The organism is Amycolatopsis sp. N2S4-7 (genome assembly GCF_058119595.1).
The window spans coordinates 589,868-609,943 of sequence record NZ_CP172299.1 but is presented as its reverse complement, the minus strand read 5'-3'; the positions used below and the strand labels follow the sequence as shown (position 1 = coordinate 609,943).

Sequence of the window (20,076 nt, the reverse complement as noted above, 5' to 3'; positions counted from 1 at the left end):
CCCGGTTTTCCGCGCAGGTCCCGAAGACACGCGAACGGGCCCCTGTCCGGGGAAGGTGGACAGGGGCCCGTGCGCGTCAGGCGGACCGGGTGATCAGTGGTTCACCTTGAACCACGGCTGCGACCAGCCGAGGTAGGTCTGGCCCCACTTGCTCTTGATCTGCGCGATCGTCGTCTCGGTGTAGGTGCCGGCCCCGTTGATGTCGTTCGACAGGAACTTGCCGCCGCCGATCGAGATCATCGTGTGGCCCGCGCCGCCGTTGGAGAAGAACGCCAGGCCGCCGGCCGGGACGTCGGTGCTGCCCGCGTGCTTGTACTGGCCGGGGATCTGCGTCCAGTGCACGTACGCCGTGGTCGAGCCGCTCGCGGTGAAGCCGTAGTTCTGGGCGTTGATGCGGTCGCACCAGCCGTCGTAGGACGATTCGTAGTTCGTGTGGACGCGGGACTTCGCCTTCGTGACCGCCTGGGCGCAGGTGTTCGGGTCGCCCAGCCCGGAGGTCGAGCACACCTCGGCCGGCGGGGTCGGCACGTCGGTGCAGTCCGGCGCGATCCGGCCGTCGGTGCCGGTGTAGACGTAGGTGTCGGTGATGTAGCCGCCGGGGATGTGGTCCCAGATGTTGCTCGTGCCGTACTTGCCGGTGACCGTCTCGCCGGTGGTCTGGCAGTCGATCGTGACGGCGGTGCCGTCGGCGACCGTGCCGGTCGACGTGGCGCCGGTGCTCGGGGCCGAGCGCACCGTGAGGGGCGCGCCGGAGTCGGTGTGCACCGTCCCCGAGGCGGCCAGGGCCGGGGTGGCGCCGGCCAGCACGATCGCCGCGGCGACGCCGACCACGCCGGCCGTCCGCTTCCCGATCCGAATTCTCATTTGTCCGTCCTCCACTGTCTGGTGTGGCGACAGCGTGACGGGCGGCGATACAAGCCGCGTACAAAAGCCGTTCCCCCGCCTGGAGATACGGCAAAAGGGACAGACTCCGGCGAAGTCTGTCCCTTTTGCCCCTCAGGCGAGGTATTCGGCCGCCGCGCGGAGGCTGACGTAGGAACCGCTGAACGTGTCGATCCGCGGGCCCCCGTCGTCCGCGGGCCCCGGTGCCCCCGTCTCGACGCGGATGTAGTCCACATCGGACAGTGCGGCGAGCAGCGCCCGCACCCGCGGGTGCCGGTGCGCTTCCCGGGTGACCACGACGACGCTGCGGAACCCCTGCGCCGCTTCGAGAACCGCGTCGGCGTCCTCCGGGGTCGCGGTGATCGCCCGCGTCCCCGGCACCAGCTCGGCCAGGTGCGCACCGAGCCCCCACGGCATCGGCCCGGCCGCGATGGTGGGCTCGGTCTGGACGTCGACCACCAGCGGCGGGCCGTCCAGCCGCACCTCGCCCCGGACGCGGAGGGCCTTGCGGGCCGCTTCCAGGCCGAGCCGCCGGTCGACCGGGCCGACCTTCGCCGGAGCCGGATCGGTGCCCAGCGCCGCGGTGCGCGCGGCCGCTTCCCCGAGCCGGTCGAGCGGCAGCTCCCCCGCCGCCACCGCGGCCACGATCGCCGTGACGCAGGCGTCCAGAGCCGGAGCTTCGAACGCCGCGCCCCCGAGGCACAGCGCGTCGGCGCCCGCGGCCAGGGCCCGCACGGCGGAGCGGCCGAGGCCGTCGTGCCGGCCGTACCCGCCGGACACCGCGCCCATCTCCAGCGCGTCGGTGATGACCGCGCCGGTGAAGCCCAGCTCGCCGCGCAGGACGTCGGTGAGCGCGGTGCGGTTGAGCGTGGCGGGCTCGGCGCCCCACGCCCGGACGACCAGGTGACCCGACATCACCGACCGCACCCCGGCCCGGATCGCCGCGGCGAACGGGACCAGCTCGATGGCGTGCAGTTCTTCCAGGGTGCGTGGCAGCACCGGCAGGGCCACGTGCGAGTCCTCGGTTGCGGCGCCGTGCCCCGGGAAGTGCTTCGCGCACGCCGCGACGCCGTACTTCTGCAGACCGGTCACGAAGGCCGCGACGTGCGGCGACGCCTTCGCCGGGTCGGACCCGAACGCCCGGACGCCGATGATCGGGTCCTCGGCCGCCAGGGTCAGGTCCGCGCACGGCGCGAGGTTCACGGTGACGCCGCAGGCCGCCAGCCGTTCGCCGAGCGCGGCGGCGACGGCCGTGGTCAGCTCCGGGTCGTCGGCCGCGCCCAGGGCCAGCGGCCCGGGCACGAACGATCCCGTGTTCACGTCGAGGCGGGTGACGTCGCCACCCTCCTCGTCGATCCCGACGACGACGCCGTCGCGCTCACCCCGCAGCTGCGCGGTGAGCGCGGCGACCTGCTCGTCGTCGATCACGTTGCGGCCGAACAGGATCACCCCGCCGAGGCCTTCGGCGATCCGGCGGCGGAGCCAGCCCGGCGCCGTCGTGCCGGCGAACCCGGGCAGGAGAACGGCTTCCGCGAGTTTCTCCGGAGACGACAACGCCCTACCCCTTCACGGCGCCGGCGGTCGCGCCGGACACGAGCTTGCGTTGCACGAGCAGGAAGAAGATCAGCGCCGGGATCGCGTAGATGACCGACGCGGCCATGACGCCGCCCCAGTCGGTGGCGAACGCGGTGCGGAACGACGCCAGCCACACCGGCAGCGTCTCCTTCGGCTTGTCCTGGATGAACACCAGCGCGAAGAGGTACTCGTTCCACGCGGTGATGAAGCTGAACACCGACGTGGTGACCAGCCCCGGCCCGAGCAGCGGCAGCGTCACCCGGCGGAACGCGCCGGTCTGGCTGCAGCCGTCGATCATCGCGGCCTCCTCCAGCTCGTACGGGATCCCGTTGACGAAGCCGTAGAGCATCCAGACCGTGAACGGCAGCGTGGTCGCGAAGTAGATCAGCAGCAGCGACGGCAGCGTGTTGAGCAGCCCGGCGTCCCGCATCAGCAGGAACAGCGGGATGAACAGGGCCGACACCGGGGCCAGCTGCGCCACCATGACCAGCACCAGGAAGCCCTTGCGGCCGGTGAAGCGCAGCCGCGAGAGCGGGATCGCCGCCAGTGTCCCGGCGACCAGCGCGCACAGCACCGACCCGACCGTGACGATCAGGCTGTTCATCAGGTAGGTCGGGAAGTTGTCCTTGCCGAGCGCGGTGGCGAAGTTGCCGAACGAGAACGACGTCGGGATGAGGTCGTACTTGGGCGAGAGGATCTCGCCGGGCGTCCTCAGCGACGTGACGAACATCCAGTACGTCGGGAAGACGATCGCCAGCGCCACGAGGACGCCGACGACCGAGAGCGCGATCCGCTGCGGCAGCGATTTCCTCACTTGAGATCACCTTCCGGGGTCCGGACGAGCAGCTGGATGTACCGGCCGGTGATGAGCGCCAGCACGATCAGCATCAGCGTCGCGATCGCGCCCGCCGCGCCGAAGTGGTTGCCCGCGATGCCCTTGAGGTACAGGACCACGGCCAGGGTGGTGCTCCCGCCGTCGGGCCCGCCCTCGCGGATCGCCCAGATCTGGGCGAAGGCGTTGAAGTCCCACAGCACCGACAGGAACGTCACCATGGTGGTGATCGGCCGGATGGCGGGCCAGGTGACCGCGCGGAACGTCTGCCACGCGCCGGCGCCGTCGATGCCCGCGGCCTCGTACTGCTCGCGCGGGACGCCGATGATGCCCGCGTAGAGCGAGAACGTCACGAACGGCACGGCCTGCCACACGATGAGCAGCCCGATCACGGTCAGGGTGCTCGGTCCGCTGGAGAACCACGAAAACCCGATGAAGCCAGAGAAGCCGAGCCGGTCCAGGGTCTTGTTGAGGATGCCGTACTGCTCGTCGAAGATCCACTGGAACACCGTGGTCGTGGCGATCACCGGCGTGGCCCACGCCAGGACCAGCGTCACCTGCACCATGATCCGCACGACCGGGCCGAGGTGGCGCATGAGCACCGCCAGCAGCAGGCCGCCGAGGATGGTGGCGGCCACGATGGCGGCGGTGAAGACCAGCGTCCGGAAGGTGATCGTCCAGAACTCCGGGTCCGAGAGCGTGTTCGTGTAGTTGTCGAACCCGATCCAGACGGTCTTGCCGGAGACGAGCTGGCCGATGTCGAGCTTGCGGAAGCTGATGGCGAACACCTGGACCAGCGGCCAGGCGAGCAGGACGAGGATCGCGGCGAGCGCGGGGAGCAGCAGCAGGTACGGGAGCACCCGGTCGCCGAACCGGCCCCGCCTGCGCCGCCTGACCCCCGGGTCGCGCGGCGATGCCGGCGGGGTCGCCCCCGCCGGCATCGTCACATTCGCGGTCGCTGTCATCCGCCGATGAGCTTGTTCAGCGCTGCGTTGGCGTCGGCGGTCGCCTGGTCGAGCGTCTTCTTGCCGGTCAGGTACGCGGTCAGCATGTCCTTGACCGGGTTCTGGCCGGACTCCACGTCACCCCACTGGGGGCTGGCCGGCACGGCCTTGCCGTTGGCCGAAGCCTTCGCCATCACACTGCCCAGCGGGTCCTTGTCCAGGCCGGTGAGGTCGGTCGACGTGCCGGGCACGACGCCGGCGGCGGCGAGCTGGCTCTGGTACTTCGCGCTGGAGAGCAGCTTGATGTACTCCTTGGCCGCGGCCGCGTTCTTGCTGTTGGCCGGGATGGCCAGGTTGGAGCCGCCCAGGAAGACCGGGGCGCTCTGGCCGGCGGTCTTGCCCGGGATCGGGAACGCGGCGGTCTTCTCGGTCAGGCTCGGGTCGGTCTTCGCCGCCGTCGCCAGCTCCCACGGGAGGCCGATCATCATGGCCACCTTGCCGGCGCCGTAGACGGTCGCCTGCTGCGGCTTGGCCTCGTCGGCGTCCTTCGGGGCCTTGGTGCCGGAGGTGTCCACGAGCTTCTTGTAGAACTCGAGGCCCGCCTTCGCACCGGCGCTGTCCAGCGTCGCCTTGAACTTCTTGCCGTCGGGCTGGGCGATGTCACCCCCGTTGTCCCAGATGAAGGACAGCAGGGAGTACCAGTTCTGCCCCGGCATGTAGAGGGCCTGGAAGTCGGGGTCGGAGCCGAACTTCGTCTTCAGCTTGCCGATCGCGTCGATCCACTCGTCGTTCGACGCCGGCGGCTTGGCGATGCCCGCCTGCTCGAACATGTCCTTGCGGTAGATGACCTCACGGTTGGCCGCGTAGAACGGGACGCCGTAGACCTTGCCGTCGTAGGTGCCCGAGTCCGCGAGGCCCTTCAGCCACTGCCCGCCGTTGAAGCTTTCCTTGTCCCCGGTCAGGTCGGTCAGGACGCCTTCCTGCGCGGCGAACGCGGCCGTCTGGGTGTTGCCGATCTCGATGACGTCCGGCGGGGTGCCGCCGGCCAGCGCGGTGGTCAGCTTCTGCTGGATGCCGTCCCACTGCTGGATTTCGTACTTGACCTTGACCCCGGGGTGCGCGGCCTCGAACTCCTTGTTGAGCGCGTCGGTCAGGGTCGTCGGCGCGGACCCGGTCATCAGCCAGACCGTGACCGTGCCGCTGAGCGGTGCGTTGCCACTCGACGAGGCCGCGGTGTCCGAGCCGCTGGAGCCCGCGCAGCCTGCGGTCGCGAGCGTGAGTGCGGCGGCGCCCGCCGCCAGCTTGAGCCAGCGTTTCACTCGATGCCGTCCTTTCCATGCCCGGCCAGCCGCGGCCAGGCGCCCCAAATGGTGTAGACCAATGTTGGGGTTAGAGTGGTACGTACCACAGGCGGTGTCAAGGCGGTTGCCGGAACGTTGTAAACGCACCGGGGACTCTGACGGCGAGTAGTCGCGCGGTCACCGGCCTGACCCCGACCTGCGGCGGAAGTCGTCCGAATAGGAGGCTGTCCGGAACGTTTTTCACCGGTGGGCGCGCGGAAGCCGGCCCACGGCCACCCGGACGGCGCAACGAAAACCGCCCCGGGAAAGACTTCCCCGGGGCGGCAGCCGCGGCGTGCCGGTGTTTTCGCTGCTGGACCGGCGTGTCGGCGCGCGGGGCCCCTTCGAGGGTGTCGACGTGCCGCAGCATCCGCGCCGGATCCGGCTCGACGCCGGTGAACAGCCGGCAGGCCGCCGCCGTGCAGCTCCCGGCAGCCGCGGGCGCGGGCGGCGGCCAGGAGTCGGCGTGCTTCGGCGCCGGCCGCGTGCGGACCGGCGGTCTCGACGCCGTCCACCGCGCCAACGGCCTGGTGCACGCGACCCCGACCGGGATGGCCGCCCCTCCCGGCGGAACTGCTGCGCCCGGAACTGTCGGTCGCCGACATCCGTCTACCGGCCCCTGGAGACCGCGCGCGGGGGCTTCCGGCGACAGGTCGTCGAGGAACGACAGCCTGCTTGGCCGGGTGAGTGACGTTGAGCCCGTCGAACCCGGCGAGCCGGGCCGCGGCCGGCACGTCACCGACCGGGCGGCCCACGACGTCGAGGTCCGGCCCGATGCCGGTGCCGACGAGTCCGATCAGGTGGCTGGTCACGCGACGCCCCGGGTTGATGGACGAACCAGGGAGTTCACACCAGCCCGGCTTCCGCCCCGGCGAAAGAGCGTCCTCGTCACGGTGCCCGGCGGTCGGGTCTACTGTGGACGGCCGGCCCGCACGCGCCGGCGTGCCCGTGCCCAGGCTAGTCCGGCCAGCGTCACCGCGAACCCCAGGACCAGCAAGGCGAGGCCGACCTCCGGCCGGGCGTCGAAGTGCCGCAGCACCCTCGCCGCCCCGAGCCCGAACCCGGTCACGAACAGGACGGGGCCGAGCACCAGCGCGACGGTGCCCGTCCGCTCGGCGGGGACGGCGGTGAACACCGGCCGCTCCCCGGCGGCCGCGCCGAGGTCCGAGTAGACGGCGGTGATCGGCCCGAAGGACACGCGGTCACCGTCGTGCAGCAGCCGCGCCTGCCCGTTCACCAGTGCCTCGCCGTTGACGAGCGTGCCGGTGCGCGAACCGGCGTCGGACACCCAGGTGCCGCGCGCGTCGCGCCGGAGCCGGGCGTGCCGCGGGCTCACCCGGTCCGAATACAACCGCAGGTCCGCTTCGGGCCCGCGGCCGACCAGCCACGAACCCCGCCGCACGTCCAGCCGCGCGACGGCGCCTTCGAGCGTCTCGATCGTCGCCGTTCCCCGCTGCCCCATCGCCCCTCCTCCGCCACCGACTCCGGACAGAGCGACGCCGCGGCGGAAAAATGCGCCCCGAACGGGTGAACCGGGCCGCATTCGGGCGACGATCATCGTCCCTCGACCGACTGGGTGCGTGAGCCAGTTCGGCCCCAGGGAACCGGGAGAACGATGAAGTCAGCATGGCAAGTCCGCGCGGGCCGGCAAGGGGAGCGTGACCAGGAGTCCCTCGCCGAAGGTCTCGCGATCGTCGGCTGGGGCGGCGTCCCCGCCCTCGGCGGGTTCGGCAGCAAGGACGCACTCAAGGCCGGTCTCCGGGAGTGCTACCCCCAGCGGTCGAACTACGTGGTCGGGAACTGGGCCGGGCAGCTGTGGCGCTTCTACCGGGAGATGAGCGAGGGCGACCTCGTCGTCATGCCGCTCAAGAACGTGCGGCAGTTCGCCGTCGGGGAGATCACCGGGTCGTACCACTACCGCCCCGACGCGGCTCCGGACTGCCGGCACGCCCGGCCGGTCCGGTGGCTCCGGACCGGCATCGACCCCGGTGAGTTCGAACCCGACCTGCGCGGCAGCCTCGGTTCCCTGCTCACCGTCTGCCGGCTGAGCCGCCACGACGCCGCCCGGCGGATCGGCGAGATCGCGGCCGGGCGGCCGGATCCGGGCTGGCAGCACGCTTCGGCGAACCTCGATCCCGACGCCACCCAGGCCGACCTGTGGGAAGCCGTCGAAACCGGTGCGGCGCCCGTGAAGCTGACCGTACGGGATCTGCTGTCGATGTGGGGCTACCGGCGGCGGACCGCGACCTCCTTGGTCACCGTCCAGTCCGAGCTGGCCGAGCACGGGGTCTCGACCAGGCCACCGTTCACCACCGCCCGGATGGACGCGCTCGTCGAACTGGTCCCGATCGCCGTCGAGCCGGGCGAGACGGGTTCGGAGCCGGACTCACCCGAGGCCGAAGCGCCGGACGACCTGCCGATCAAGTGGACGGTGCGCGCGCTCCTGCCGGCCGAACCGGCCGTCGAAACCATCACCGCCGGCCGGCCGCTCGCCGCCGCGGTGACCCTCATGCTGGCCAAGGACTACTCCCAGCTGGCGGTGACCGACGAGGACGGGTTCTACGCCGGGGCCGTCAGCTGGGAATCCATCGGCCGGGCCCGCCTGGCGAACCCCGAGCCGACGTTGCGGGACGCGACCACGCAGGTCCGGGTCATCGACTTCGACGAGGAATTGTTCGGCCAGATCGACGAGATCTACCGCCGCGGCTACGTCTTCGTCCGGGGAGAGGACCGCCGGACGCTCATCGGCATCGTGACGGCCAACGACCTCGCCCGCCGGTTCGGCACGCTCACCCGGCCGTTCTCCCTGCTGGAAGAGGCGGAACTGCGGCTTCGCCGGCACACCAGGCGCAGCCTGCCCGAGGACGTCCTCGACAAAGCGGTCCCCCCGTGGGCGAACGGCAACCCGACGTTCGGCAACTACGTCAAGATCTTCGAAACCCCGCGCCACTTCACCCTGCTGAACTGGCCGCTCGACCACGCGATGTTCCTCGACCTGCTCAAGGAAGCGCGGCGCATCCGCAACGAGCTCATGCACTTCTCCGGCGAGGAGGTCCCGGAGCAGGACCTCGCCGCCATCGAAGGGTTCTGCGCGACGATCAAGGCCGTCGACCAGTAGGCGTCAGGGCTTGGGTGCGACCTCCGGCGTCTTCACCCGCTCCAGCAGCAGCTGCGCCACATCGCGGACGTCGACGTTCTCCGCCTTCTGTTCGCTCTGGCGCTGGACCAGGCCGTCCGTCAGCATCACCCGGCAGAACGGGCAGCCGGTCACGATGGTCTCCGCGTCGGTGGCGATCGCTTCGTCCACGCGCTCCAGGTTGATGCGCTTGCCGATCTGCTCCTCCATCCACATGCGCGCACCACCCGCTCCGCAGCACAACGCCCGGTCCGCGTGGCGGGGCATCTCCTCCAACGTCGCGCCCGTCGCGCCCACCAGCTCGCGCGGGGGTGTGTACACCTTGTTGTGACGGCCCAGGTAGCAGGGGTCGTGGTACGTCACGCGCGGGCCGTCGCCGTCCACGCTGGCGACCGGGGTCAGCCGGCCGCCGCGGACCAGGCGGTTGAGGAGCTGCGTGTGGTGGACCACCTCGTAGTGGCCGTCCAGGTCCGGGTACTCGCGGCCGAGCGTGTTCAGGCAGTGCGGGCACGTCGTGACGATCTTGCGCAGCCGGGGCTCGCGGCCCTCGAACACGGCGTTGAGCGTCTCGGCCGTCTGCTGGGCCATCATCTGGAACAGGAACTCGTTGCCCGCGCGGCGCGCCGGGTCACCTGTGCAGGACTCCTCCTTGCCCAGCACCACGTACTTCACCCCGGCGATGTGCAGCAGCTCCGCCGTGGCGCGGACGGTCTTGCGCGCCTGGTCGTCGAACGCTCCCGCGCAGCCGACCCAGTAGACGTACTCGACGTCCTCGGCCAGCTCGCCGTCGAACACCGGGACGTCGAAGCCGAGGTCCTTGGTCCAGGCGAGCCGCTCCGAGTTGTTCTGGCCCCAGGGGTTGCCCTTGGTCTCCAGGTTCTTGAACAGCCCGCCCAGCTCGGTCGGGAACGCCGATTCGATCATCACCTGGTAGCGGCGCATGTCGACGATGTGGTCGACGTGCTCGATGTCGACCGGGCACTGCTCGACGCAGGCGCCGCACGTGGTGCACGACCACAGCACGTCCGGGTCGATGACGCCGCCGTCGTCCTCGGGCCCGACGAGCGGGCGGGCGCCCTCGTGCTCGGTGCCCGCGAGGATGTAGGGCGCCTCCTCGAACAGGTTGTCGCGCAGGTTCATGATGACGAGCTTGGGCGACAACGGCTTCCCGGTGTTCCACGCCGGGCACTGCGACTGGCAGCGGCCGCATTCGGTGCACGTGGCGAAGTCGAGCATGCCCTTCCACGTGAAGTCGCCGATCTTGCCGCGGCCGAACGTGTCGTCCTCGCCCGGGTCCTCGAAGTCGATCGGCTTGCCGCCGGACTCCATCGGCAGCAGCGGGCCGAGCCCGTCCGGCAGCCGCTTCGCCGAGACGTTGATCGGCGCCACGAAGATGTGCAGGTGCTTGGAGTAGAGCACGATCGACAGGAACACCAGCATGACGCCGATGTGCAGCAGCAGGCCGACCGTCTCGAGGACCTCCGTCGTCGAGTGCCCGAGCGGCTCGAGGAGGTTCCCGACGCCGAGGGAGACGTACGCGCCCGAGTCGTAGGGGAAGTTGCCGGACGCCGAGGACGCGCCGCGGAAGAAGAACATCGTCCAGACGACGTTGAAGATCATGGCCAGGATCAGCCACGCGCCGCCGGTGTGCGAGCCGTAGAAGCGCGACGCGCGGTCCTTGCGCGCGGGGGCGTTCCGGATCCGGATCACCGTGAACACGCCCAGCGAGACGGCCACCGCGACGGCGATGAAGTCCTGCAGGAAGCCGAGCACCGCCCAGTGCCCGATCCACGGGATCGCGAACCGCTCGTCGAAGAGGGCGCCGTACGCCTCGAGGTACACCGAAGCGAGGATCACGAAGCCCCAGAACGTGAAGAAGTGCGCCAGGCCGGGCACCGACCACTTCAGGAGCTTGCGCTGGCCGAACACCTCGCGCACCTGCGCGAAGACGCGGGCACCCAGGTCGTCCGACCGTTTGGTGTCGGGCTGGCCGGCCTTGATCAGCCGGTACAGGAAGGCCACGCGCTTGCCGGCGACGGCGAGGCCGACGACGGTCATGAGCAGGCCGAGGATGAGACGAACGAGCACGAGTCCTCCGGTCGTTCTTGAAGGAACGGCTCAGTGCGAGCCGGTGTAGTACCGGCACGCCTTGCACGCGTACCGCATCTTCGCGACCCGCCAGTGTTTCCGGTACAGATCGAGGTCGGGCGACCGGCGGACGCCGAGGCGCTGGTAGCGCCCGGGCCGGCGGCCGGTTTCGTACTGCTCGGTCGCGCGGCCGAGGTGGGCGCGCCGCAGCACGCACCCCCGCGTCCGGCAGCGCCCGAGCGCGCTGCGGCAGAACCGGTGCAGCAGCACCAGATCCGGGGCGGCGGTGCCGTCCCCGGCGAGTTGTTCGACCACGCCGTAACCGGGGTGGTCGCCCGGCCCGGTGAGCCGCACCGGCAGCCCGCAGTACCCACAGGTGAGGGTGCAGGGGAGGCAGCCGGTGAGGTGCCTGAGCCGCAGTTCGCGCCGGTCTTCGGAGCCGGGTCCTCGGACGCGCGACGCCATGGGGCCTCCTGGAACGACTGTGATCGGCACCACTGTCTACTGGAGGGTAATGAGAAGCTCACTTGCTGCGACAGGACCGAACGGCCTACTTGCACTGCGCTGTTCGGGGTAAAAATCGAGGCAAGGTCGACCTTACTGTCCGTACACTGGACGCCGTTGCGTCGGAAATCGTACGTTCGGCCCTGCTGACGCGGCCGTGTCCCCCGCCACAATCCGGGCATGACCTACCACCCGGTCCCCTACCGGCCCGCCCGCCTGCCCGCCGACGAAACCGTCGCGCACGCCGCCGCCCTGCGGGAGCGGATGGAAGCGCGCCGCTCGGTGCGGATGTTCTCCCCCGACCCGGTCCCCGAGCGCGCGGTGCTCGACGCGATCGCGGTGGCCTCCACCGCGCCGAGCGGCGCGCACCAGCAGCCGTGGACGTTCGTCCTGGTCACCGATCCGGCGGTGCGCCGGCGGATCCGTGAAGCCGCCGAGGCGGAGGAGCGGATTTCCTACGACGGCAGGCTCGGCGGCGAATGGCTCGACGCGCTGCGGCCGCTCGGCACGGACGCGGTGAAGCCCCACCTGACGGACGCGCCGTACCTCATCGTCGTGTTCCAGCAACGGTTCGCCCTCGACGACGACGGCGGCGTCCGCAAGCACTACTACGTCGACGAATCGGTGGGCATCGCGGTCGGCATGCTCCTCACGGCGTTGCAGGTGGCGGGGTTGGCGGCGTTGACGCACACGCCGTCGCCGATGCGGTTCCTCGGCGACGTGCTCGGCCGTCCCCGCAACGAACGGGCGTTCGCGGTGATCCCGGTGGGCTACCCGGCCGGCGACTGCGTGGTGCCGGACCTGCGGCGCAAGTCCCTCGACGAAGTGCTGGTCCGGATCTGACGTCAGCAGCCGGGCAGGCCACCCGGCAGCTCGGCGAACAGCGGGCCCGACATCCGGTCCGCGCCCCGCTCCTGCCACCACCCGGCCTCCTCCGGGGTCGCGATCCCGGTGACGCCGACCTCGGCCCCGGCCGCGTGCGCCGCGTCGATCAACGCCGAGAGCGTTCCCGTCACCAGCGGGTGGTCGCGGCGGGCCACCAGCTTCGCCGCGACGCGGACCGCACGGGCCGGGAACTCCGTGAGGCAGGTGACTTCAGCGAAGTCGTGGATCTCCGCCGGCACGCCGATTTCCGCCAGCACCTTGAGGTTGTCCGCCGCGTCGCCGGAAGCCGCCAGCAGCGCCGCGGCCGGGAAGCCGGGCCGCAGCCGGTCCGCGGGGAGGCCGGTCGAGGTCAGCACCTCGCGGATCTCGCCGACCAGCTCGGGGTCGGCCGCCTGGGGCGCCGTGAGCTCGACGGTCAGCGGCAGCGCCACGCCGGCCGCCGCGAGCCGCTCGGCCGCGGTGCGCAGCAGCCACGTACCCAGGGGCAGCGCCAGCCCGGTCTCCGCGGCCAGCCGCAGGCAGGACTCGTGCGCCAGCACGCCTTCGGCCGGGTGCGTCCAGCGCAGCCGCGCTTCGACGCCCCGCACGGAGCCGCCGGCCGCGGACACCAGCGGCCGGAAGCCGACCTCGATCTCGCCGTTCTCCCAGGCACCCGCCATCGCCGCGGCCAGGCCGAACTCGTGGCGGTCGCGCCGGTCCAGCTCCCGGTCGAACAGGCCCCACTGGTCGCCCGCCCGCTGCACGCGCCGCAGCGTCAGGTCCGACGCGCGGAGCAGCTCCGCCGGGGTGATGTCACGCGGCGGCCGGTGGACGACGCCGATGCCGGCCGCCACCGCGACCCCGCGTTCGCCGTCGACGTACACCGGCTCCGCGAGCTCGTGGGTGATCCGGCGGACGAGCGTGACCACGCCCGGGGTCTCCGCCGTGTTCTGCACCAGGACGCCGAATTCGTCGCCGCCGAGGCGCGCGATGAGCGCCTTTTCGCCGTCGAACACCGTCTTCAGCTTCGCCGCGACCCCGCGCAGCACCCGGTCGCCGAGTTCCTGGCCGAGCCCGCCGTTGATCTGCGCGAAGCCGTCGAGGTCGAGGTGGAACAGCGTCACGCCCCGGGCCGGGTCGGCGTCGCGCAGCAGGTTCTCCAGCCGGGTGCTGAAGAACTGCCGGTTCGGCAGCCCGGTCAGCACGTCGTGCAGGGCCTGGTGGGACAGCCGCCGCTGCAGCAGCGACACCTCGGTGTCGTCGTCGACGATCGTGATCAGCTGCCGCGCGACGCCGGTGGTGTCGCGGATCACCGACGCGGCGAACGTCGCCCACATCGGCTCGCCGTCCCGGCCGACCAGCCGGCGGCCGGCGCGCAGCCGGTGCAGCCGGCCGGCCACGAGCTCCCGGTAGGCCTCCCGCAGCTGCCCCACGTCTTCGGGGTGGACCAGGTCGAACAGGGTCATCGACGCGATCTCGGCCGGCGTGCGGTTGAGCGTCTTGGCGAGCGCCGCGTTGGCCCGCAGCACCCGGCCGTCCAGGTCGGTGAGGGCGACGCCGCTGGCCGAGCCGGCGAACACCTCCTCGAACTGCGCGCGGGTGATGACCTGCTTCTGCCGCGTCTCCTGCTCGACCTTCAGCAACGCCCGGCTGAGGCCCTCCTGGCGTTTCTGGATGTCCTCGCGCAGCATCTCGCCGTACCCGGAGCTGAGCGCGCCGAGCACCAGCACGACCCGCTCGGCGAGCCCGTCGACCCCGCGCAGCTCCGGCTCGCCCACCAGGGCCTTGCCGAGCACCTCGAGGGTGCGGCGCAGGCTCTCCGCGCCGACGCACCGCAGCTCGACGAGCCGGGCACCGGCCGCGGCGGCGGCGTCGAGGTCCGGCGGCTCGCTCGCGACCGCGTCGAACAGCCCGCCGACCAGGACCGCCAGCTCGCGCTCGATCTCTTCGGGCGTGTGCGGCAGGTACGCGGTGGTGCTGATCAGGTAACCCCACTTGCGCGCGAGCGTGCCGAGCCGCCGCGCCGCGCGTTCGGCGGACGGCTTCTTCCGCGGGGCGTCACCGCGGGGACGAGGAGCAGTCACCTCAGCCTGTCCTGGGTTTCACTGAAGCTTGTTCAGCCGGTCTGGGTCAGCCGATATATCTTGGCGCGAAATTGTGTCCGGTGCACGAAACAGCATTCATCCAATCGAGTGATAACCCTGCGGAGCGATGCCCCGGCGATCCGGCAACCACGACCGGGTGGCATCGCGGTATTCACCGGCGTTTTCGTGCCACGCCACGGAATGACCGGCACCCGGCAGGACGTACATCGACATGTTCGACGGATCGGCGTAGCACGGCGCCTCCTGCGCGCGCAGGACACCGGCGTCCACGCAGTCACGCAGGGCGAGCAGCCCGCGGAAAAGGACGTCCTTTTCCCCCACCACCTGAAAAACCGGTGCGGTAATTCCCTTCGTCGCGGGCCGCACGATCCCGAACAGCGCCACGGTGCCCATCCCGGGCACCGAAACCTGGTCCTCGGCCGCTTCGTCGGCCGCGATCGCGGCCGGGTCGGAATCGCCCGCGGCGTAGAACAGCCCGGCGCGTGCGCCCGGTTTCGTCGTGAAGGACAACGGGTCGCCGCCCAGGCTGCCGAGCTGCCGGTCGAGCAGCGCCGGCTGCAGGCCGAGGGCCGGCACCGGCAGCGCGGGCAGGGGCGTGATGCCGGTCAGGACCACGCCGTCGACGTCGTGGCAGGTCTGCGGGTCGTACAGGAGGTCCCAGTACGCGCTGGTGCACGACCCGCCGTGCACGAGCCGCGGGACGGTGTCCGGCACATCGGTATCCACCCCAGCCCCGGCCGGCAGGCACAGCCGGCCGGGCACCGTCGCCGGCGCGCCCGGCACCGGCGGTGGCAGGCCCGGGCCGCCGACCGGCAGTTCCGTGTCGCCGCAGGAGATCACGGCGGCCTCGGCGGGCAGCGCGGCGGTCAGCGAGGCGAGCAGGACGGCACCGGCGAACAAGGCTGACGTCACCCTGACGGGCAGCTGCACGCGGCGATTCCTTTCAGGCTCGGACAGGTGAAGGAACTCGGGAACACTACACCTGGTAGCCGGACAGCCACCGTCAGGTCCGCCGCGCCACCCCGGTCATCGGCAGCCGGTCCGGCTGCATCGTGGCCTTGAGCTGCGCAACGGCGGTGGTGGTCTCGGCGCCGGTGGCGAGGATCGTGATGACCTCGTCGTGCACCTGCCGGTCCGCCGTGGCCGGCGCCCTGTTCGCGGGCCGCGACGACGGTTTCGCCGATCACCTCGCGCAGGCGTCGCCGAGCGCGGTGGAGAACAGGAACCCGCCAGTTCGTCCGCCAGCTTCGTCGTGGTGTTTTCGGCATAGCCCGCGACCCGACTGCTCGTCCTCCAGGCCGACCGGGGTGTTCATGCTGCTGCTGCACTTCGTGCCGGACGAGTGGGATCGGCCGGCATCGTCGCGCGCTACCGCGGCCGGCTCACCCCGGCAGCTTCGAGGTGGTCGGCCCCGGCGTGGTCGGCTGCGCGATGTGGCGGCCCGAGGGCGCCGGAGACATGTCCGACGCCCCTTCGATCAACGCGCTGCCGTACGCCGGGGCCGGCCGCAAACCCTAGGTCACCGCAGGGAGAACGACGAGACGTTCACCGGGCCGTCGAAGGTCAGGTAGACGTCGTGCCGCCCGGTCGCCCTGGCCAGGTCCGCGGTCACCGTGGTGTACGCGTACCGGTCGCCCGTGCCCGGGACGGAAGCGGTGCCCAGCACCCGGCCGGTCGGCGAGTCCAGGTGGACCGTGACGGTCGCGGACTCCACAGTGGACACCGACGCGGTGAACCGGGCGGGGCCGGCCAGGGCGACGTTCTTGAACGCCAGCCAGCTCCCGGCCACGGCCGCGACCGAGGTGCCCGCGGTCTTCGCCGTGTCCGTCAACGTCGTCCCGGAGTAGTCGTCGAAGTTCTGCGCCGGTGTGGGGCGGCTCAGGTCGCGGGGCACGGCCCGCTCCCCCGGCACGAAGACCGGCTGCGCGGCGGAGAGGTCGGCGGCGTTGCGGCCCACGGCGAACTCGTACACCCCCTGCGCCACCACCGACCGGTCGCGTGCGACGTCCCAGGAAGCCAGGTCCGCGACCGGCACCTCGAACCGGACCGTCCGCGTCTCGCGCGGCTTCAGCGTCACGCGGGAGAAGTCCCGCAGCCGCTGCACCCCGGACGCCTTCGAGTAGAGCTGGACGACGTCGGTGCCGGCCCGGGCCCCGGTGTTCGTCACCTCGACGCTCACCCGGACCGAAGAACCGGCGCGGACCGCGTGCACCGGGCCGTAGCGGAAGTTCGTGTAGCTCAGCCCGTACCCGAAGGGGTACAACGGCTTCCCGCGGTAGTACTGGTAGGTCATCCCGGTCTTCGCGATGTCGTAGTCGAGGATGCTCGGCAGCCCGGCGTCGGAGGCGTACCAGGTCTGGGTGAGCCGTCCGCTCGGGTCGTGGTCGCCGAAGAGGACGTCGGCGACCGCGTGCCCGGTCTCCTGGCCGGCGTGGCTCGTCCACACGATCCCCGGCACCGACAGCGTGTCCCAGCCGGTGGTCGGGTAGCTGTTCTCCACCACGACCACGGTGTGCGGGTTGGCCTTCTGCACGGCCTCGATCAGCGCGCGCTGGGCGGGCGCGAGTTCCGTGCTCGTGCGGTCGTTCGCCTCGCGGCCGTTGATGAACGGCATGCTGCCGACCACGACGACGGCGGTGTCCGCGTCCTTGGCCGCCTCGACCGCCGACGAGACGCCGCTGCGCAGCACCTCGCGGCCGAACTTCGTCGCGTGCGCGGCGTCCGGGGCGGAGATCGTCAGGACCCCGTCGGAGCCGACGACGGCGAAGCGGTTCGGACCGAACCAGGGCTCGTCGACCTCGTTGCCGGCGTACTCGAGCACGTAGCTGCCGTCCGGCTGCGGGTCGAGCTTCAGCTGCTGCTGCACGAACCAGCCGGTCGGCTGCGCGGCGTCGTTCACCAGTGCGCCACCGGAGTAGCCGAGGTACTTGCCGTTCGCCGCCGCGCGCAGGGTGTTCTTGCCCGCGCCCCAGTCGAAGACGTCGAAGGACTCGGCGGTCCCCGCCGTGGTCCCGCCCGCGGTCACCTTGCCCGGGGTGGCGGGCGCGGTCAGGTACCGGCCCGTGGCGAGGTCCTTCAGCGCGATCCGGTCGACGCCTTCCGACGAAGCGACCGTGCCCGCCGCGCCCAGTCGCTCGGCGATGCCCTGCACCGGGGTGACCTTCTCCGTCATCGCGCCGCTGTACCAGTCTTCGTACAGCGTGTCGGCGAGCGGGCCGACGACGGCGACCTTCTTGTTCCGCGCGGCGTCCAGCGGCAACGCGTTCCCGTTGTTGCGCAGCAGCACGACCTGCTCGTCGGCGGCCTTGCGCGCCAGCGCCCGGTGCTCCGGCGAGTTGATGACGGCCGGGGTGATCTTCGCGTACGGGTTGCGGCCCGGCGGGTCGAACTCGCCGAGCCGGAAGCGCAGCGAAAGCAGGTGCCGGTCGGCGGTTTCGACGTCGGCCATGGTCAGCAGCCCCTGACTCAGGGCCTGCTTGACCGCCTCGACGGTGATCGACCCGTTGGTGTCGTTGTCCGTGAAGCTGTCCAGCCCGGCCTTGATCGCCGCGGCGTCCCCTTCGGCCTTGGTGGCGTAGTACTTCTCGGAGTTGACCAGGTTCGACGGGGCGCCGGCGTCGCTGACGACGGCGATGTCCCGGGGCGCCCACTTCCGCAGCTTGGCGTCGAGGTCCGGGCTGACGTGGTTGGGCCGCCCGTTGACCAGGTTGTACGACGGCATGACGGCGTTGGCCGCGCCGGCCTGCAACGGGATCTTGAAGGCCTGCTCGTCGTAGTCGTGCAGGATCTTCGGCGGCACCGAGGAGTTGCTCGTGTCGCGGTTGACCTCGTTGTTGTAGGCGAGGTAGTGCTTCAGCGTCGGGGCGGCCTGCAGGTACCGCGGGTTGTCGCCCTGCATGCCGTGGCCGTACGCGGTCGCGAGCTCGCCGGTCAGGTAGGGGTCCTCGGAGTAGCCCTCTTCGTTGCGGCCCCACCGCGGGTCGCGCAGCAGGTTCACCACGGGCGCCCACAGGTTGAGCCCCCACAGCGTCGGGTTGCGGGCGTTGAAGCCGCGCGCCTCCTGCCCGACGGCCGTGCCCACCTGCTTGACCAGCGCCGGGTCCCAGGTGCTGGCCAGGCCGATGGCCTGCGGGAACACGGTGCCGTCCGCCTTGACGACGGCGCCGTTGTTGTCGTAGTCGGTGGACCAGGCGACCCCGTGCAGGGCTTCGGTGCCCGTCTTGAACACTCCGATGCCCAGCCGCGGGATGGCCGGCTGGTACTGGTGCAGCAGCGAGATCTTCTCGTCGGCCGTCAGCCGGGAGAGCAGGTTGTCGATCCGCGTCGCCAGCGGCAGCGCCGGATCGCGGAACGGGGGCGGGGGTGCCGCGAGCGCCGGCGAGGGCGCCAGCAGCAGGGCCGCGGTCACCACCGGGACGAGGGCACGGCGGAACAGGGACTGGCGCACGGACGCCTCCGGATTCGTCGAATCGTTTCGACAGCGCGACGCGGAACATTCGCGTCGAAGGTGGGGATGGTGACGACTATTACAGCCGGGTCAGCGGCAGGTCAAGAGTTCCTGGGCGCGCTCCCAGGAACTCCGGAGCACGCCGGAAACTGCGCCTTGAGCTGCGGAAAGAGGCGCTATCAGCGGCGTTCGACAATTTCGACACCGAGGGCCGTCGTCGAATACTAATCGAATAAGAGCGAGCGGCAAATCATGCTTGTGTTTCGGGCGGGTGTCACTTACCTTCGTGCCATCGTCGATGCGCTTCGACACCGATCTCCCGCCCCGTCCCCAGGAGGCCGCCCGTGGTCACGATCAACGACGTCGCCAGCGCGGCGGGCGTGGCACCCAGCACGGTGTCGTACGTGATCAGCGGCAAGCGTTCGATTTCGCCGAAGACCCGCCGGCTGGTCGAGGAGAGTATCCGCAAGCTCGGCTACCACCCGCACGCCGGGGCGAGGGCGCTGGCCAGCAGCAAGACCAACGTGCTGGCCCTGGTCGTGCCGCTGCGCACGGACCTCAACGTCGCCGTGGTGATGCAGTTCGTCGCCGCGGCGGTCACCGCGGCCCGCGCGCACGACCACGACCTGCTGCTGCTCACCAAGGACGAAGGCCCCGCCGCCCTGCAGCGGGTGGCGTCGTCGGCGATCGCCGACGCGCTGATGGTGATGGACGTCGAAGCCGCCGACCCGCGGGTGCCGATGCTCATCGCGCTCGACCTGCCGGTGGTGCTCATCGGCGTGCCCGACCACCCGGCCGGGCTGAGCTGCGTCGACCTCGACTTCACCGCCGCCGGCTCGGCGTGCGTCGCGCACCTGGCCGACCTCGGCCACCGCTCGATCGCGCTGATCGGCCCCTCCCCCGCGGTCTACCGCCGCGGCACGAGCTACGCGACGCGGTTCCTGCGCGGTTTCGACGAAGCCGCGAAGAGCCGCGACGTGCGGGCGGCCTCCCGGCCGTGCGCGCACTCCTACGAAGCGGTGAGCGCCTGCCTGGACGACCTGCTCGCCGCCGACCCGGACCTGACCGGCCTGGTCGTGCACAACGAAGCCGTGCTGCCCGGGCTGCTGTCGGAAATGCGCCACCGCGGCCTGCGGGTGCCCGAGGACATCTCGGTTGTCGCCGTGTGCCCGGACACCATGGCCGAACAGCACGCGGTCGCGCTGACCACGGTCGCCATCCCGGCCGAGGAGGTCGGGGCCCAGGCCGTCGAGATGACCATGCGCCGGCTCGCCGGCCACACCACCCCGGAGGTCCGCCTGCTCGGGCCCCGGCTCACCCGGCGCGACAGCACCGCCGCGCCCCGCGCCTGATCCCGGT

The 20,076-nt window shown here is 71.3% G+C and carries 15 protein-coding genes; 3 read left to right on the top strand and 12 right to left on the bottom strand.

All coding sequences use genetic code 11. The annotated features are described in order from the left end of the window. Positions 1-93 precede the first annotated feature (93 nt). The 6 genes from ACH54P_RS02905 to ACH54P_RS02880 all read right to left on the bottom strand — a co-directional run bounded on the left by ACH54P_RS02905 (position 94) and on the right by ACH54P_RS02880 (position 7,035). A complete protein-coding gene (locus ACH54P_RS02905; RefSeq protein WP_489910749.1) occupies positions 94-864 on the bottom strand; it encodes an SH3 domain-containing protein in 771 nt (256 codons plus the stop codon). A gap of 132 nt (positions 865-996) precedes the next feature. Next, positions 997-2,436 carry a glycoside hydrolase family 3 protein gene (locus ACH54P_RS02900; protein ID WP_489910748.1) on the bottom strand — a complete coding sequence of 480 codons (1,440 nt, stop codon included), beginning with the start codon at positions 2,434-2,436 and terminating at the stop codon, positions 997-999. A gap of 4 nt (positions 2,437-2,440) precedes the next feature. Next, positions 2,441-3,271: a carbohydrate ABC transporter permease gene (locus tag ACH54P_RS02895; protein ID WP_489910747.1), complete on the bottom strand. Its 831-nt coding sequence runs from the start codon at positions 3,269-3,271 to the stop codon at positions 2,441-2,443. Next, entirely contained in the window at positions 3,268-4,254 is a 987-nt protein-coding gene (locus ACH54P_RS02890; protein WP_489910746.1) for a carbohydrate ABC transporter permease, read from the bottom strand. The genes ACH54P_RS02895 and ACH54P_RS02890 overlap by 4 nt, the downstream gene beginning before the upstream one ends. Continuing rightward, entirely contained in the window at positions 4,251-5,552 is a 1,302-nt protein-coding gene (locus tag ACH54P_RS02885; RefSeq protein WP_489910745.1) for a sugar ABC transporter substrate-binding protein, read from the bottom strand. The genes ACH54P_RS02890 and ACH54P_RS02885 overlap by 4 nt, the downstream gene beginning before the upstream one ends. 931 nt (positions 5,553-6,483) lie before the next feature. Then, a complete protein-coding gene (locus tag ACH54P_RS02880; RefSeq protein ID WP_489910744.1) occupies positions 6,484-7,035 on the bottom strand; it encodes an FHA domain-containing protein in 552 nt (183 codons plus the stop codon). A gap of 153 nt (positions 7,036-7,188) precedes the next feature. Between ACH54P_RS02880 and ACH54P_RS02875 the strand changes: the two genes are divergently transcribed. Next, a complete protein-coding gene (locus ACH54P_RS02875) occupies positions 7,189-8,691 on the top strand; it encodes a CBS domain-containing protein (protein ID WP_489910743.1) in 1,503 nt (500 codons plus the stop codon). A gap of 3 nt (positions 8,692-8,694) precedes the next feature. Here the strand turns inward: ACH54P_RS02875 and ACH54P_RS02870 are convergent, their stop codons facing one another. After that, a complete protein-coding gene (locus ACH54P_RS02870) occupies positions 8,695-10,797 on the bottom strand; it encodes a (Fe-S)-binding protein (RefSeq protein ID WP_489910742.1) in 2,103 nt (700 codons plus the stop codon). 30 nt (positions 10,798-10,827) lie between these two features. Continuing rightward, positions 10,828-11,262, bottom strand: coding sequence for a hypothetical protein (locus ACH54P_RS02865; RefSeq protein ID WP_489910741.1), 435 nt, complete (start codon positions 11,260-11,262; stop codon positions 10,828-10,830). Positions 11,263-11,481: 219 nt separating this feature from the next. Here ACH54P_RS02865 and ACH54P_RS02860 point away from each other — a divergent pair, with 219 nt between their 5' ends. Further along, complete coding sequence (locus tag ACH54P_RS02860) at positions 11,482-12,144, top strand: nitroreductase family protein (protein ID WP_489910740.1); 663 nt, start codon at positions 11,482-11,484, stop codon at positions 12,142-12,144. Between the two features lie 2 nt (positions 12,145-12,146). On the opposite strand, the gene ACH54P_RS02855 is transcribed toward ACH54P_RS02860, so the two are convergent. From ACH54P_RS02855 to ACH54P_RS02840, 4 genes are all read right to left on the bottom strand, one after another. Then, positions 12,147-14,249 (bottom strand): putative bifunctional diguanylate cyclase/phosphodiesterase, encoded by a 2,103-nt coding sequence (locus tag ACH54P_RS02855; RefSeq protein WP_489910739.1) that lies wholly within the window; start codon positions 14,247-14,249, stop codon positions 12,147-12,149. A 96-nt stretch (positions 14,250-14,345) separates the two neighbouring features. After that, positions 14,346-15,200, bottom strand: a complete 855-nt coding sequence (locus tag ACH54P_RS02850; RefSeq protein ID WP_489910738.1) for an alpha/beta hydrolase — start codon at positions 15,198-15,200, stop codon at positions 14,346-14,348. 73 nt (positions 15,201-15,273) lie between these two features. Then, positions 15,274-15,396, bottom strand: coding sequence for a hypothetical protein (locus ACH54P_RS02845; RefSeq protein ID WP_489910737.1), 123 nt, complete (start codon positions 15,394-15,396; stop codon positions 15,274-15,276). Between the two features lie 393 nt (positions 15,397-15,789). Further along, the gene (locus ACH54P_RS02840) at positions 15,790-18,717 is read right to left on the bottom strand and encodes a glycoside hydrolase family 3 protein (RefSeq protein ID WP_489910736.1); all 2,928 of its coding nucleotides are present in this window, start codon (positions 18,715-18,717) and stop codon (positions 15,790-15,792) included. Positions 18,718-19,061: 344 nt separating this feature from the next. On the opposite strand from ACH54P_RS02840, the gene ACH54P_RS02835 reads away from it, so the two are divergent. Further along, complete coding sequence (locus ACH54P_RS02835) at positions 19,062-20,069, top strand: LacI family DNA-binding transcriptional regulator (RefSeq protein WP_489910735.1); 1,008 nt, start codon at positions 19,062-19,064, stop codon at positions 20,067-20,069. The last annotated feature ends 7 nt before the right edge of the window (positions 20,070-20,076 follow it).

What these genes read in the sequence shown, in the direction of transcription:
- ACH54P_RS02905 (WP_489910749.1), bottom strand. Translation starts at nt 864, where the DNA reads ATGAGAATTCGGATCGGGAAGCGGACGGCCGGCGTGGTCGGCGTCGCC.
- ACH54P_RS02890 (WP_489910746.1), bottom strand. Translation starts at nt 4,254, where the DNA reads ATGACAGCGACCGCGAATGTGACGATGCCGGCGGGGGCGACCCCGCCG.
- ACH54P_RS02880 (WP_489910744.1), bottom strand. Translation starts at nt 7,035, where the DNA reads ATGGGGCAGCGGGGAACGGCGACGATCGAGACGCTCGAAGGCGCCGTC.
- ACH54P_RS02875 (WP_489910743.1), top strand. Translation starts at nt 7,189, where the DNA reads ATGAAGTCAGCATGGCAAGTCCGCGCGGGCCGGCAAGGGGAGCGTGAC.
- ACH54P_RS02865 (WP_489910741.1), bottom strand. Translation starts at nt 11,262, where the DNA reads ATGGCGTCGCGCGTCCGAGGACCCGGCTCCGAAGACCGGCGCGAACTG.
- ACH54P_RS02860 (WP_489910740.1), top strand. Translation starts at nt 11,482, where the DNA reads ATGACCTACCACCCGGTCCCCTACCGGCCCGCCCGCCTGCCCGCCGAC.